At 40.5% G+C, this 14,837-nt stretch carries 12 protein-coding genes and 2 riboswitches; of the genes, 11 read left to right on the top strand and 1 reads right to left on the bottom strand.

Annotated elements, in window-relative coordinates:
• Window positions 1-39 precede the first annotated feature (39 nt).
• The 9 genes from RGU12_RS09205 to coaA all read left to right on the top strand — a co-directional run bounded on the left by RGU12_RS09205 (window position 40) and on the right by coaA (window position 11,476).
• Entirely contained in the window at window positions 40-1,023 is a 984-nt protein-coding gene (locus RGU12_RS09205; RefSeq protein ID WP_309535804.1) for an aldo/keto reductase, read from the top strand.
• Between the two features lie 136 nt (window positions 1,024-1,159).
• Window positions 1,160-1,267: riboswitch (SAM riboswitch) on the top strand.
• 199 nt (window positions 1,268-1,466) lie between these two features.
• Window positions 1,467-1,578: riboswitch (SAM riboswitch) on the top strand.
• Window positions 1,579-1,682: 104 nt separating this feature from the next.
• Window positions 1,683-3,482, top strand: a complete 1,800-nt coding sequence (locus RGU12_RS09200; protein ID WP_309535803.1) for a PLP-dependent aspartate aminotransferase family protein — start codon at window positions 1,683-1,685, stop codon at window positions 3,480-3,482.
• 123 nt (window positions 3,483-3,605) lie between these two features.
• Entirely contained in the window at window positions 3,606-5,570 is a 1,965-nt protein-coding gene (locus RGU12_RS09195; RefSeq protein WP_309535802.1) for an acetoacetate--CoA ligase, read from the top strand.
• A complete protein-coding gene (locus tag RGU12_RS09190) occupies window positions 5,571-6,737 on the top strand; it encodes a thiolase family protein (protein ID WP_309535801.1) in 1,167 nt (388 codons plus the stop codon).
• Window positions 6,734-7,153: a Zn-ribbon domain-containing OB-fold protein gene (locus tag RGU12_RS09185; RefSeq protein WP_309535800.1), complete on the top strand. Its 420-nt coding sequence runs from the start codon at window positions 6,734-6,736 to the stop codon at window positions 7,151-7,153. Before RGU12_RS09190 ends, RGU12_RS09185 begins: the two co-directional genes overlap by 4 nt.
• Before the next feature lie 49 nt (window positions 7,154-7,202).
• Window positions 7,203-8,531 carry an MFS transporter gene (locus RGU12_RS09180; RefSeq protein ID WP_309535799.1) on the top strand — a complete coding sequence of 443 codons (1,329 nt, stop codon included), beginning with the start codon at window positions 7,203-7,205 and terminating at the stop codon, window positions 8,529-8,531.
• Between the two features lie 36 nt (window positions 8,532-8,567).
• Window positions 8,568-9,725 (top strand): acetyl-CoA C-acyltransferase, encoded by a 1,158-nt coding sequence (locus tag RGU12_RS09175; RefSeq protein WP_309535798.1) that lies wholly within the window; start codon window positions 8,568-8,570, stop codon window positions 9,723-9,725.
• A 149-nt stretch (window positions 9,726-9,874) separates the two neighbouring features.
• On the top strand, window positions 9,875-10,492 hold the full coding sequence (locus RGU12_RS09170; RefSeq protein ID WP_309535797.1) for a YczE/YyaS/YitT family protein: 618 nt from the start codon (window positions 9,875-9,877) through the stop codon (window positions 10,490-10,492).
• Window positions 10,493-10,552: 60 nt separating this feature from the next.
• A complete protein-coding gene (gene coaA / locus RGU12_RS09165) occupies window positions 10,553-11,476 on the top strand; it encodes a type I pantothenate kinase (protein ID WP_309535796.1) in 924 nt (307 codons plus the stop codon).
• Window positions 11,477-11,672: 196 nt separating this feature from the next.
• On the opposite strand, the gene RGU12_RS09160 is transcribed toward coaA, so the two are convergent.
• Window positions 11,673-11,861: a DUF4177 domain-containing protein gene (locus RGU12_RS09160; RefSeq protein ID WP_309535795.1), complete on the bottom strand. Its 189-nt coding sequence runs from the start codon at window positions 11,859-11,861 to the stop codon at window positions 11,673-11,675.
• 217 nt (window positions 11,862-12,078) lie between these two features.
• Between RGU12_RS09160 and speE the strand changes: the two genes are divergently transcribed.
• Both speE and nagZ read left to right on the top strand, forming a co-directional pair.
• Entirely contained in the window at window positions 12,079-12,936 is an 858-nt protein-coding gene (speE, locus tag RGU12_RS09155; RefSeq protein ID WP_396232318.1) for a polyamine aminopropyltransferase, read from the top strand.
• A 145-nt stretch (window positions 12,937-13,081) separates the two neighbouring features.
• The gene (gene nagZ / locus RGU12_RS09150) at window positions 13,082-14,794 is read left to right on the top strand and encodes a beta-N-acetylhexosaminidase (RefSeq protein ID WP_309535793.1); all 1,713 of its coding nucleotides are present in this window, start codon (window positions 13,082-13,084) and stop codon (window positions 14,792-14,794) included.
• Window positions 14,795-14,837 lie beyond the last annotated feature (43 nt).

The following is a 14,837-nucleotide window of genomic DNA, read 5'->3' as shown; positions in this document are numbered from 1 at the left end:
CTCACAGCACTGTGGGGTTTCTTTGAAGGAGAGATAACTGTGAACTATCGTAAACTAGGGAATACTGGGTTAGAGATTAGTGAAGTTAGCTTTGGAACATGGGCAATTGGCGGTGCGTGGGGAAAGACAAATGATGAAGAAGCGCTGAAATCTTTGGAATATGCAATTGACCAAGGGGTTAACTTTTTTGATACGGCAGACGTATATGGCGATGGTCATAGTGAAGAACTGTTAGCCAAAGCAACAAAGGGCAAGGAAAATCGAATACATATCGCGACAAAGTTCTGTCGTCAAGGAGATATTTTTGACCCGAAAAATTATAGCTACGAACAAGTAAGTCGTTACTGCGAAGATAGCCTTCGTAGATTGAACCGAGAGGCAATCGATTTGTATCAAATTCATTGTCCGGCTACCGAAATTTTAAGGGATGGCAGTGTGTTTGAAGTTCTTGATCGCTTGCAAAGTGAAGGGAAAATCCGTCACTATGGGGTAAGTGTCGAGACTGTTGAGGAAGGGTTAATTTGCTTGGAAAATCCAAACGTGAAAAGCCTGCAGATTATTTTTAATATGTTCCGCCAAAAGCCGTTGGAAGCTCTGATTCCAGAGGCCTATAAAAAAGGTGTTGGCCTACTTGTCAGATTGCCACTTGCGAGCGGTTTACTTACTGGTAAATTTACAGCAAATCATGTTTTTGAAGAAGATGATCACCGTCGCTTCAACGAAAATGGCGAGGCATTCAATGTAGGTGAAACGTTTGCCGGTCTTGGTTTTAAAAAGGGTGTGGAACTTGCTGGGCAATTAAAATGGATTGCAGAAGGAAGGAAATCAATGGCAAGTGCAGCACTTCGTTGGATTTTAGATCACGAAGAGATTACATGTATTATTCCTGGATTCAAAAATGTTAAACAGGTTCAAGATAATTTAACTACTTTGGAAACAAAACCTTTTTCATTTGAAGAAAAGGAAAAGGTTCAGCGCTTTTACCATGAAAATGTAAAAGATTATATCAGAGGTGCTTATTAAGAGAATGGTATATTCTATTTCTCTTGTAATTAATTGAAGTAAAAACGAAACTCCAGTTATCGTTATTAAAAAAGGTATTGACTAAGTAGTATAAATTGTTTTAACATTCTTATTAAATACTTTAATAATGCGATTCTTCTTATCAAGAGAGGTGGAGGGACTGACCCTGCGAAACCTCGGCGACCAGCATAATGAATGCCCGGTGCCAAGTTCAGAGAAAGTATTTCTATTCCCAAGATGAGAAGGTGGACGAACGAATATGTTGATGTATGTTCTTGTACCCCTTCTTTTATAGAAGGGGTTTTTATTTTTAACAAAGACTAGAGGTAATTATAAGAAAACATGAATTTTTCAAAAAATACATTGACTGTAAAAATGATGTATTCTATAATACTTTGTATGGTTGAAGTGTTAACGTGTTATCACGTCAAATTAATAAAGAATTCTTATCCAGAGTGACTGAGGGAACAGGCCCGTAGAAGTCCAGCAACCTTCAAGTGAAAGCTTGAAAAGGTGCTAATTCCTGCAGATGCAAAAGCATCTGAAAGATAAGATGAGGCCCCCTCTTCTTATGTTGAGGGGGTTTTTTATTTACATAAAGTAAAAGGGTATCAACTAATCAAAAAAACTCGTAAAAATTGAACTTGGAGGTTTAAACAATGACAAAACAATATGAAACTTATGATGATGAAACGATACTTTTACATGGAGGTCAATCTCCAGATCCGACAACTGGTTCACGTGCAGTGCCTATTTATCAAACTAGTTCTTTCGTATTTCATAATACAGATCATGCTCAAAGTCTATTTAGTCTTGATGAGTCAGGTAATATTTATTCTCGAATTGGTAACCCGACTGTTGATGTGCTTGAGAAACGGATTGCATTGTTGGAAGATGGTGTCGCAGCTGTAGCCACATCTTCAGGAATGGCTGCAATTGCTCTATCCATTATGAACGTCGCACAAGCAGGAGACGAAATTGTAGCAGCTTCAAATTTATATGGCGGAACTTATAATCTTTTCGCCGTTACCCTTCCAAAATATGGAATTAAGACTCATTTTGTTGATCCAACAGATCCTGAGAATTTTAGAAAAGCGATTACGCCGAAAACAAAGGCCGTATTTGCTGAAACGATTGGAAATCCAAGCTTGCATGTTTTAGATATTGAAGCAGTATCAGCTATTGCACATGAAAATGGAGTACCGCTCATTATTGATAATACATTTGCTTCTCCATATGTTTGTAAACCAATCCAATTTGGTGCTGATATAGTGGTTCACTCCGCAACAAAGTGGATAGGTGGTCATGGAACGACAATTGGTGGGTTAGTCGTTGATGGAGGTCGTTTTAATTGGAACAGTGAAAAGTTCCCAGGATTTACTGAGCCAGATCAAAGCTATAACGGAATTAAGTATGCGAATGAATTTGGAACGTTAGCATTTAGTACAAAGCTTAGAGTGCAGCTATTAAGGGACTTTGGTTCATCTTTAAGTCCGCATAGTGCATTCCTATTGATACAGGGGCTTGAAACATTACACTTAAGAATCGAAAAGCATAATGAAAATGCATTGAAAGTTGCAAAATTCTTAAAAGACCATCCTGCGGTTGAATGGGTTTCATACCCTGGTCTAGAAGAGCATTCAGCACATGAACTAGCTACTAAATATTTGCGTTCTGGATATGGTTCTATCGTGAACTTTGGCATTAAGGGTGGTAGAGAAACTGGTAAGAAAGTAATTAATAACATTGCGTTATGGTCACATGTGGCCAATGTTGGAGATGCCAAGTCTCTTATTATTCACCCAGCATCAACAACTCATCAGCAGTTAAGTGCGGAAGAGTTAGTAAAAACAGGAGTAAGTGAAGAATTAATCCGTTTATCGGTTGGTATTGAATCATACCGTGATTTAGTTAATGACTTGGATCAGGCATTTTATGAAGCGACAGGCATTTCATCAAAAGGTGAACAAAAAGGTGAAACAGCAGTTAACGATGAGGGAGTCATTCGCTGGGCACTTCAATCAACATTTATCCGTGAAGAAGTTGATGGAAAGGAAGTTCAGCGTGCAAAAACGATTGCGGTTGTTGGTCTAAGTGGTAATCCAGCTCGCCCAAGCTACAGACTTGCAAGGAAAATGCAGCGTTTAGGTTATAAAATTATCCCGGTTAATCCAAGGGAAACAGAAGTACTCGGTGAACAGGCCTATCCAGATTTAACATCTATTCCGGTTAAGGTTGATATCGTTCAAGTATTCCGCAGCCCTGAAGCGGCAATTGGCGTTGCGGTAGAAGCAGCAAAAATACAGCCTAAGGTCTTCTGGCTCCAAGAAGGAGTCATTTCTCCAAGGGCAGTTGAGGTTGCGAAGGAAGCGGGTCTTGAGGTTGTTCAAAACAGATGTACCTATAAGGAAGCACAACGTCTTAGAGGTGCAATTGTAACGTATGCCTGTGAAATTTAACTTTAATTTGCAAATCCCCTACCTCTATGGGTAGGGGATGAATGTAAAGGTGTCTATTGAATGATGACTAAGGGATAGGTGCAGTGAGAATAAAGCTTCTCTTAGTATGAGGGAGGAAGAGAAATGACAACTCAACATAATATACTAGAATCCAAGGTTCTATGGGAGCCAAGTGAAACATGGATTTCACAGTCAAATTTGATGAAATTTTCACAAAAGGTGGGTATTCCGCTCCTGCCCTATGAACGCTTTCACCACTGGTCGGTCGTTCAACCCGAATCATTCTGGTCAGCAGTATGGGACTTTGCGAATCTAATTGGAGATAAAGGAGAAAGAGTCGTAGTTCCTCCAAGTGATGGTGGAATGCTTGGCACACAATGGTTTCCTGATTCTAGATTAAACTTTGCGGAAAATATTTTACGTGGTGATGACGGGCAGACAGCAGTTATTGAAGCCAACGAAAACGGTGTCTCTCAAACGATTACAATGGGAGAGATGCGAAATATGGTGGCAAGGGCCCAGTACGGGTTGAAGAGTTTAGGAATAGGTGCTGGAGACCGTGTTGCTGGAGTTGTAACAAATGGAATTGAAAGTTTCGTAGCCTTATTGGCAACCACCTCGTTAGGTGCTGTTTGGACATCTTGCTCCCCTGATTTTGGTCCAAAGGGGATTATTGATCGGATTGGGCAAGTTCATCCAAAAGTATTAATTGCAACTTTGGATTATCAATATAATGGAAAGTTTTATGATATTCGAAAGAACATCTCTTCTGTAAGTAAGGTGCTGAATGATGTTTCCACTATCGTAACCCTATCTGAAGACTCAAATTTATCCATAAATCAAACAAGGAACGTAATAAGCTGGCAGGAGCTATGTCAAAATGGATCCTCTGATTTAGAGTTTACCCGAGTTCCCTTCAATCATCCTCTCTACATCCTTTATACGTCGGGGACTACTGGACTACCAAAGGCGATTGTTCATTCAGTTGGTGGTACATTAATTCAACACGTGAAGGAACATCAGCTGCATTGTGATGTAAAAGCGGGAGATATCATGTTCTGGTACACAAATACTGCATGGATGATGTACCCTTGGCTACTTTCTGGATTAGCCAGTGGTGCCGCGATTCTTCTCTATGATGGGTCACCCATACCTAAAGCGAATGTGGGGATACTTTGGGAGATTGCTGAAGAAATCGGGCTCACGCATTTTGGAACAAGTCCTAAGTATTTAGATACCTTAATGAAGTCGGGGTATCAGGTAGGGCAGAGCCATAATCTGTCCCGTTTGCGCAGTGTCCTTTCTTGTGGAGCACCGTTAGCAGCAGAACAATATGACTGGATATATAACGAAATCAAGCAGGATATCATGTTGGCTTCGATTTCAGGTGGTACAGAGATCATCGGATGCTTTGTGATGGGTTCCCCTGTACATCCAGTAAGGCGCGGGGAAATTACCTGTAAAGCACTTGGAATGGCAGTGGATGTCCTCGATGAACGAGGTGTATCAGTCATCCAGGAAAAAGGGGAGCTAGTGTGTACGAAAGCTTTTCCAAGTATGCCAATTACATTTTGGGGAGAAGACGGAGATAAGCGCTACTATTCCGCCTATTTTGCACAACGTCCTGGAATATGGTCACATGGTGACTTTGCTGAACAGACAATAGAGCAATCGTTGATCATTTACGGAAGAGCTGATACCACGCTTAATCCTGGAGGTGTACGGATTGGAACTGCGGAGATTTATCGTGTTGTTGAGCAACTTCCACAAGTACAGGACTCAATCGTTTTTGGCTTTCCCGTTGATAATGATGAGGAAATCGTGCTATGTGTCGTTACTGAGGATGGGCAGCTTGATCGTACGTTAGTAGATCATATTCGTAAGGAAGTAAGGAAAAAGGCTTCACCACGACATGTGCCAAGACGTATTTACTGTGTGAAGGAAATTCCATATACAATTAACGGAAAAAAGGTAGAGGGGGCAGTTCGTTCAACGGTACTTGGACAGCCAATTAAGAACAAGGGCTCACTTGCCAATCCAGAATGCCTAGAAGAATTTAGCAGCTTGTCTGAAAGGAGTTTCTTATAAATGGTTAAACGTCGAGTTCCAAAAGGTGCAATTATAGGGATTGGAGAGCTTACTCCAGTCCGCTATAGCGAGGGTGCGACGACACTTGGATTAATTGCCGAGTCAGTAAGGTTGGCCATGCAGGATGCCGGAATTGAAAAAGACGAGATCGATGGTTTATTAATTGGTCCCCAAGTAGGCGAGACTCCTCAGCATGTTCCAGCTACTGTCGCAGAATACCTGGGTCTTCAACCGACAATGTCAAATGTAGTCGATCTAGGAGGCGCAACTGGTGCGGGGATGATATGGAGAGCTGTAGCTGCGATCGAAGCGGGAATGTGTGAAACAGTTGTATGTGTACTTGCAAATATCAATGAAAAAGGTAAAACCTTACGTTCACCAAACCGTAACCCAATTCGTGAATTTGACGTTCCATTTGGTGCTTCTGGTGCAAACACCTCTTATGCGCTATTAAAGCGTCGGCACATGGCAGAGTATGGATCGACTCAAGAAGAATTTGCACTTATTGCTCACTGGGCACGAAAAAATGCGCAGTTAAACCCAAAAGCCATTACATACGGAAAACCAGCCTCAGTTGAGGACGTGTTGAATTCTCCGCTAATTGTGGATCCCTTGCATTTGTTTGAAATTGTGATGCCTGTAGCAGGTGGGGCAGCGGTCATTGTTACCTCCGTTAAAAATGCCTCAAGGGGAGGACATCCGCCTGTTTATTTACTCGGGGCAGGTGAGAAGGTCACTCATCGAGCTGTTAGCCAAGCTCCTTCATTGGAAAACGCACCGCTAAGCTATGCGATCCGAAGAGCGTTGGAGCAGGCAGGACTTTCCGTGCAAGATATGGATTTACTATCTCTATATGATTGCTATACAAGTGTAGTTGCACAAACTTTGGAAAATGCAGGTCTTTGTGCACCAGGAAGATTTGGTTCCTGGATGAAGGAGCATTCTTTCAGTCATGATGGTGATTGGCCACTTAACACGCACGGAGGACAATTAGGATTTGGTCAGGCCGATCTTGCTGGAGGAATGTCACATATTATTGAAGCGGTTCATCAATTGCGTCATGAAGCAGATTTGCGACAAATTCCAAATGCACGTCATGCTTTAATAACAGGGAATGGAGCTACATTGAGTGAAGCTGCTGCTCTGATCTTGGGGGTGGAATCATGATAGAGAAATTTGAAAATGTATCGGTCCCAGGTCCGACGATAACACCGATCACTAAGCCGTTCTGGGATGCAGTGGCTCGTAAGGAATTTATTTTACAGAAATGCTGTGATTGTGGTGAATGGGTATTTTATCCTCGTTCCCATTGCCCGCACTGCTGGAGTAACCAGTTAGAATGGAAACCAGCTTCAGGAGAAGGAACGTTAAAGACGTGGAGCATTGTACATAGACCTGGTCATCCAGGGTGGGCAGCAGTTACACCTTATGTATTAGGGGTTGTTGAATTAGAAGAAGGCCCATCAATGCTGACACATCTATTAGTTGATTCTGATCAAGAATTAAAAATTGGGCAGCCACTGAAAGTCAAATATATAAAATGCAATGAGGTATGGTTGCCATTTTTCGAAAGTAAGGAATGAAAAATGACCTTAAGACATATTACACCATCGTAAAAAGGGAGGAAAGTCGATGTCTACAGCTCCAGTAATTCAGGAGGATATAAATACCGAGAAAAAAGGTTTTTCTAAAGAACATCGCAAGGTCGGTTTGGCTAGCTTTATAGGTACAACAATTGAATGGTATGATTTCTACTTATACGGTACAGCTGCTGCTTTAGTATTTCCAGCATTATTTTTTCCAACTTTCGACCCTCTATATGGTACACTAGCAGCCTTTGGGTCATATGCGGCAGGATTTATTGCTCGTCCGTTAGGAAGCGCGGTATTTGGACATTTTGGTGATAAAATTGGTCGAAAAAAAATGCTTACACTTTCATTATTATTAATGGGAATCGCAACATTCTTAATGGGTCTGATTCCGTCCTATCAAACAATCGGTTTGATGGCTCCACTATTAATAAGTCTTCTACGCATTGTACAGGGATTTGCTGTTGGTGGTGAGTGGGGTTCAGCGGTAGTAATGGCGGTTGAACATGCACCGAAAGGAAAACGGGGGTTATACGGCAGCTTTCCACAGATGGGAGTTCCGGCAGGACTTTTATTATCCACCTTCGTGTTCTCAATGGTAAATAACAATATGTCAAATGAAGCTTTCCTTGCTTGGGGTTGGCGTATTCCGTTTTTACTAAGTGCTATACTTGTCATCATTGGACTTTGGATTCGTTTAAGAGTAAGTGAATCTCCTGTATTTGAGGAACTGGCTGAAAAAAAGCAGATAGAGGAAAAGCCTGTACTCACCGTTCTACGCAGCCAAAAAAAACCATTATTCTTAACGATTGGAATGAAATTAGTTCAAAACGCAACATTTTATATCTATTCTGTATTTGTACTAACGTATCTGGTAGGTACAGTTAATGTCGATCGCTCCATTGGTCTAAATGCAGTCATGATCTCCTCAGTAGTTGGTTTAGTAACCATGCCATTATGGTCCTACTTGTCTGATAAGATTGGCCGTAAACCAGTCTATTTGGGTGGAACAATAGCGACGACGTTGTTCATTTTTCCGTTTTTCGCGCTGATGGACACAGGATCGGTACTTTGGATCACAATAGGAATCGTGCTTGGATTGAATGTCATACATGACTCTGTCTATGGCCCTCAAGCAGTATACTACTCTGAGCTTTTTGGCTCGAAGGTTCGTTTAAGTGGTGCATCCATTGGTTACCAAATAGGAGCTATCCTAGCAGGTGGATTTTCCCCTCTAATTGCGACTTGGTTATTAGCAAAATATGATGGGCATAGCTTACCAATCATTATATATTTAGTCGCACTAGGTGTAATAAGCATTGTTGCTACATTATTCGCACGGGAAACGTACCGTGATTCACTAACCCAGTAATTTTCAATTAATCTACTAAAAGGATGAGTGATTTCGTTGAAAAAAACTGTATTAATTGATGGAGTTCGTACTCCTATTGGTCGGTTCAAGGGAAGTTTAAGCAAGAATACAGCAACTGAGCTAGGTGTTGCGGCAGTTTCGGAGCTCGTTCGCCGTGTTCCTGAAACGGCTAATGCAGATGGCGTTATACTAGGTCAAGTCATACAGGCTGGGCAAGGTCAAAACCCTGCGCGTCAAGTTGCTTATCAAGCTGGTGTTGGAATTCACACCCCTGCCTTAACATTAAACAGCGTCTGTATTGCTAGTTTAGCAGCAGTATCTGATGCTGCTCGCCGTGTAGAAAGAGGAGAAGGGGATCTGTTTGTTGTTGGAGGATTTGAATCCATGACAAATGCACCTCATGTATCTAACCTTAGAAGAGAAGTTAAGATGGGTGCTGTCGAATTCTATGATACGTTGAATGACGGTTTGTGGTGTGCACTTTCTGATCAATCAATGGGCGGGTTATCTGAACGTACAAATCGTGAATTACATATTAGCCGAGAAGAACAAGACGAATTTGCTCTACACTCACAACTACGGGCAGCTAGGGCACAAAGTAATGGACTTTTTAAGGATGAAATAGTAGGAGTTCATGTTTCCGGTCAGCATATAACCGAGGATGAATGTATTCGACCTCAAACCTCTATTGACAAGTTACAAAAGCTTTCCCCAGCATTTGAAGAAGGGGGAACGATTACTCCTGGGAACGCTAGTCCGATGTCGGATGGTGCGAGTGCGGGTCTAATTTCTAGTTTAGATACATGTGAAAAGATAGGGAAGTCACCGCTAGCAACGATTGTTGATTGGTCATTTGTGGCAGGGCCAGACCCATCATTGCATCTCCAGCCAGCAAATGCTATACGTGCTTTACTGGATCGTAGAAATTTACGCCTTTCAGATATTGATTTGTTTGAAATTAACGAAGCTTTTGCAAGTGTTGTGATTGCAAGTCAGCAAGAGCTCGGTCTTCCTTCAGATGTCGTTAACGTGAACGGAGGAGCAATCCCTCTTGGTCATCCTCTAGGTGCTAGCGGATTCCGGCTTGTGTTAACACTTGCTCGTGAACTTAAACGACGTGGTGGAGGAAGAGGGATTGCATCCATGTGCGGCGGTGGAGGTCAAGGAGCAGCCATATTGATAGAAGTAGACTAAAAATAGTTATGTAATTAAAAAGTCTAGAGTTGACTTTCGAATTGTAGGCGTCTGCCCTTGAGGGGCAGATGCTTATTTTTTTCATATTTTTATTCACAAAAGTGTTATAATTGAATAATTATTTTGAATTTTACATATAGAGGTGCATCATGTCAAAACGTATAGGCATTTATCTAGGAGGACTAGCTCTCACCGCTTTAGGAATTGCGATTATTATTCTATCACTTATTGGGGCAGGGCCTTGGGATACAGTAGCGGTTGGATTAAACATGCATGCAGGATTAACCATAGGAACGTGGTCAATTATCACGCAGGTGATTTTTACCGTGATTACCTGGATAATTGAAAAAACGAGATTACGTATTGAGTCAGTCATTCCCATTCTTATTCGAAGTGTTTTTCTTGATATTTGGTTTTATTTTGTCCTAAGGAATGTCGACTTTTCTTCCTCATGGGAGTTGCAGTGGGGGAGTTTTGTTGCAGGGCTGATTTTTGCAGGCGTAGGAATCGGAATTTATATGGAGGCAAATTTACCAAAAACACCAATTGATGGGATGATGGTAGCGATATCCAATAGGTTTGGTTGGAGCTTTAACATTGTTAGAATGGGTATTGAAGGCACAGGTGCTGTCATCGGATTTATTTTAGGAGGACCGGTAGGGCTCGGAACGTTAGTTATCGCATTATTATTAGGTAAAATCATTCAGGTTGTCAATAATAGAATGAAGAGAATCATGAAGGTATCGAACACAACTGTTTCTTTTTAGTGTACTCAAACTAGCTACAAAATGATAAAATGAACAAGAATCTAAATTTGAGGTAATGTTATGTATCCGTTAACAAACTATATTGAATTTAATAGAGAAAAGTGGGCGACACTGCGCAATAAAACTCCTTTGTTACTATCAGAAGAAGAGCTTGAAAGTATTAAAGGGATAAACGAAGAAATTTCACTTCGAGAAGTAGAAGAAATCTACCTACCATTGACACGTTTAATCAATTTAAAAGTGGAAGCTTCGCAAAAGCTAGAAGGGGTAACCAACTCCTTTTTAGACTATAAAGCTAAAAAAATTCCATATATTATTGGGATTGCGGGAAGCGTTGCGGTAGGTAAAAGTACCGCAGCGAGAGTACTTCAAACGCTATTATCACGTTGGGATAGCCATAAAAAAGTAGGGTTAGTTACAACGGATGGATTCCTATACCCAAACGCGACTCTAGAAAGAAAGGGACTTATGAGTCGTAAGGGGTTTCCAGAAAGCTATGATACTCAAAAATTAATTCAGTTTATGATGAAAGTGAAATCTGGCAAACCGAACGTAGAAGCACCACTGTACTCCCATTTAACGTATGATGTGCTGAAAGATAAGGTTGAAGTGATTGATCGACCAGATATTTTAATCGTAGAAGGGATTAATGTACTGCAAGTGAGCAAATCCCATTCTGTGTTCGTTAGTGACTTTTTTGATTTCTCTATTTATATTGATGCGGATGTAAAGAATATCAAAAAATGGTACATTGAACGATTTTTGATGCTACAAAAAACAGCATTTCAGAATCCAATGTCGTATTTCCATCGTTACACGACCTTATCGAAGGAAGAAGCTGTCCAAAAAGCGACCGACATTTGGGAAGAAATCAACGCAAAAAACTTACGGGAAAATATCCTACCAACTCGCCGCCGTGCCAAAATCGTCTTGAAAAAAGGTGAGGATCACTTAATGGAGAAAGTCTATCTGAAGAAATTTTAGGATGGGACAGGTTCTCTGTTCCAAGACTTTGCTTCTATATTACCGCCGCAATCATTAGACTTGCGGCTTTTTTTGTTTTAGGGCTATTAAATTGGAAATACGGCTATTCCAGAAATTTTATGGTCAATAATAGAAAAATACGGCTAATAAAATACGTTTATGGCTATTAGCAAAAAAGCATGGTATCACCATGCTTTTAAACTAGTTTTTCAAATATCAATTCAAAATATGTTGCCGCACCAGAAGGGCCAGTAGGTGGGGTTAACACTTGTACAAGTCTCCATCCATCCCTTGCATGTTCGTGAACAATCTCATGATAATCTTGCTCAGGCTTCAATTCTATGATCCCCTTTAATTCTATCTTTATAAATTTGTACTCATACATATGAAGCGCCTCCCAAAAAAGAAACTATACTACTATTACGATTTAATATACAAAAAGATTCACTTCTTTAGGCTGATAGAATAAATCACGAATTGATACCCCTCCTCAACGTACCACTAGTGGGACGACGGACCTGTCCCTCTGACCCTCTTCACTGGACAGGCACCCCGTTCTTTTTTATTCTTATAATGGAAGATAGAAAACAGAATGGGGGATGATGATGGAAATTAATAAACCTTATTTATCAAGAAAAAATGGTGATTTATGGCTCACCGAAGATGAATACGATAACCTAAAAGTCAGCTACCGGATTAAAGATGTTATTTTTGAACAACAATCATCTTTCCAGGATGTAATGATTCTGGATTCCTATCATTTTGGTAGAATGCTTGTGTTAGATGGTATTGTCCAAACGACTTCGGTTGATGGACATATTTATAATGAAATGATCTCGCATGTGCCCATGTCGATTCACCCGGATCCAAAAAAAGTGTTAATCATTGGTGGCGGGGACTGTGGAGTCGCGAAGGAAATATGCAAGTACGATGGAGTCGAGCACATTGATATGGTCGAAATTGATGAACTCGTTGTAAAAGCAAGTATCGAGCATTTACCTGATGTATCAGGTCGCCTGGCAGATCCGCGTGTTCACTTTGTTTTTGATGATGGAGTAAAATTTGCTGCTGGCAAGAAAAATGAGTATGACCTAATCATCGTAGACTCATCTGATCCAATTGGACCTGCAAAGGTATTATTTGAGAAAGACTTTTATCAAAGTTTGCATGATGCACTGAAAGAGGATGGAATCATGGTTTGCCAAAGCCAATCTCCCATTTTTCATGCGGATGCTATGAAACAGTCGTATACGCGTATTTCTGAGCTTTTCGATGAGGTTAAAATGTATACGGCCGTAGTACCTACTTATCCTGGCGGACTTTGGAGCTTCACCATTGGGTCCAAGCAGCATATTCAGCCAAACCCAAGCAAGGTTAGCGATAAAAATACGAAATATGTGAACGAGCAAATTGTAGATAGCTGTTTTTCATTGCCGCAATTTTTAGTAGAAATAATTTAATTTTAAAAAACATCTCCAAGGGAATAATGGAGATGTTTTTATTCCTTACAAGATCGCAAACTATTCCAATAAGAACTTACTGATGTAACATTTTAAGGAAAAACGAAGTCTATTTTTATATAGAAAAAAACTAGGGAGGTAGCCTATGTACAATAAGAGATTACAATTAGGGTTGATTGGTTTACTTTCCGTTGTCTTAGTAATCGGGTTAGGATATTTCATTTTTTATAAAGATCAAAGTGAAAAAAATGAACAGACTGTTCCAGAAGAGGAGTTAACTCATCCAGAAGGCAGTGATCAAATTGAGAAGGAACCAGAAGAGAAACCCGAGGAAGATCAGGATATCCTTGAGCAGGTTAATCAGGTTTTTTCTTTATCGGAAACAGGGAAAGTTCCACATACACCTTTTATAGCGGGTCAGACGAAATTTAAGGATATTCAGGAACAATGGGGTGAACCACAAACAATAGATGAAACGGCAATCGGAAATTTTGCGGCTTATCAGGACCATGATGTGACAATCGGGATTAAGGATCAACTTGCATTTGATATACGCTCTTACGAACCTGGTTTGAGCGATATTCATTTTGAAGATATAAAAAATGCATTTGGTGAACCTGATGAAATGAAGTATTTTCAGGATGAGAATGTGAACCAAATTATTTTAATTTATCACGTGAACTCCACATTTCAGTTGAAGTGGATTTTACCCAAACCGACTGAACGGGAACCTAATCCGCCTGTTCATCATATTTCTGTCGTAACAGAAGTTCAAACAGTTGATAATGAGGATGTGAGCCTCAGTTTAGATGAAAAAATTGGGCAAATGATTTTTGCAGGAATTACCGGAACAAAAATGAATTCGGATATGAACGAATTAATTTCGAAATACCATGTCGGGGGTATCATTTTTAATGGTGACAATTTGGTAAGTCCAAATCAAACCGTTACCTATGTAAATCAAATCAAGAAGGCGAATGAAGGCGACATCCCATTGTTTTTTGGTGTTGACCAGGAAGGTGGACGAATTTCGAAGCTACCAGGAGGATTACTTGATTTTCCAACCAATTTAGAAATTGGAAAAAGAAATAATCCGTCGCTGTCTTATGAAATTGGCACACTACTAGGTAAAGAGCTACAGGCATTTGGTTTTAATGTGGATTTTGCCCCGGTGCTTGATGTGAATAGTAATCCGGATAACCCGGTAATTGGGAACCGTTCTTTTAGCAGCAATCCAGAGATAGTGAGCAGTCTTGGCATTCAAACGATGAAAGGGCTGCAATCACAGTCGATTGTGTCTGCAGTCAAGCATTTTCCTGGGCACGGGGATACGCGTGCTGATTCCCATCTTGAGTTACCTACGGTGAATAAAACGCGTGCTGAGCTTGAGAGTCTTGAGCTTATTCCATTTCGTCAGGCAATAAAAGAAGGAGCGGACATGGTGATGATTGCTCATATTTTAGTACCGAGTCTCGATCAAACCTTCCCATCCACAATGTCTAAAAAGATTATGACGGATCTTTTACGAAATGACCTTGGCTTTAAGGGGGTTATTATTACTGATGATTTGACGATGAAAGCAATCACCAATGAATATGATATTGGTGTTGCGGCTGTTCAGTCTATAAAAGCCGGCAGTGACATTGTCATGGTGGCACATAATTACCAGCATGTAGTCGCTGTACGAAATGCAATCAAACAGGCAGTTATTAACGGACAGATTTCTGAGCAGAGGATTGACGAGAGCGTAGGCAGAATTCTACAACTAAAAGAGAAATATAAATTGAATGACTCACCAGTAGGACCAGTGAAAATTGATATCTTGAACCAAGAAATTGAACGGGTGCTATCAAGGTAGTGGGTGTGTGATGATGTGGAGTTAGTTCTATTTTAGAATGGAG

Source organism: Ferdinandcohnia sp. QZ13, assembly GCF_031324165.1.
Lineage (GTDB): Bacteria > Bacillota > Bacilli > Bacillales > Bacillaceae_L > Ferdinandcohnia.
Note: the sequence above shows the minus strand (reverse complement) of the source record. Positions and strands in the feature narration are given on the sequence as shown.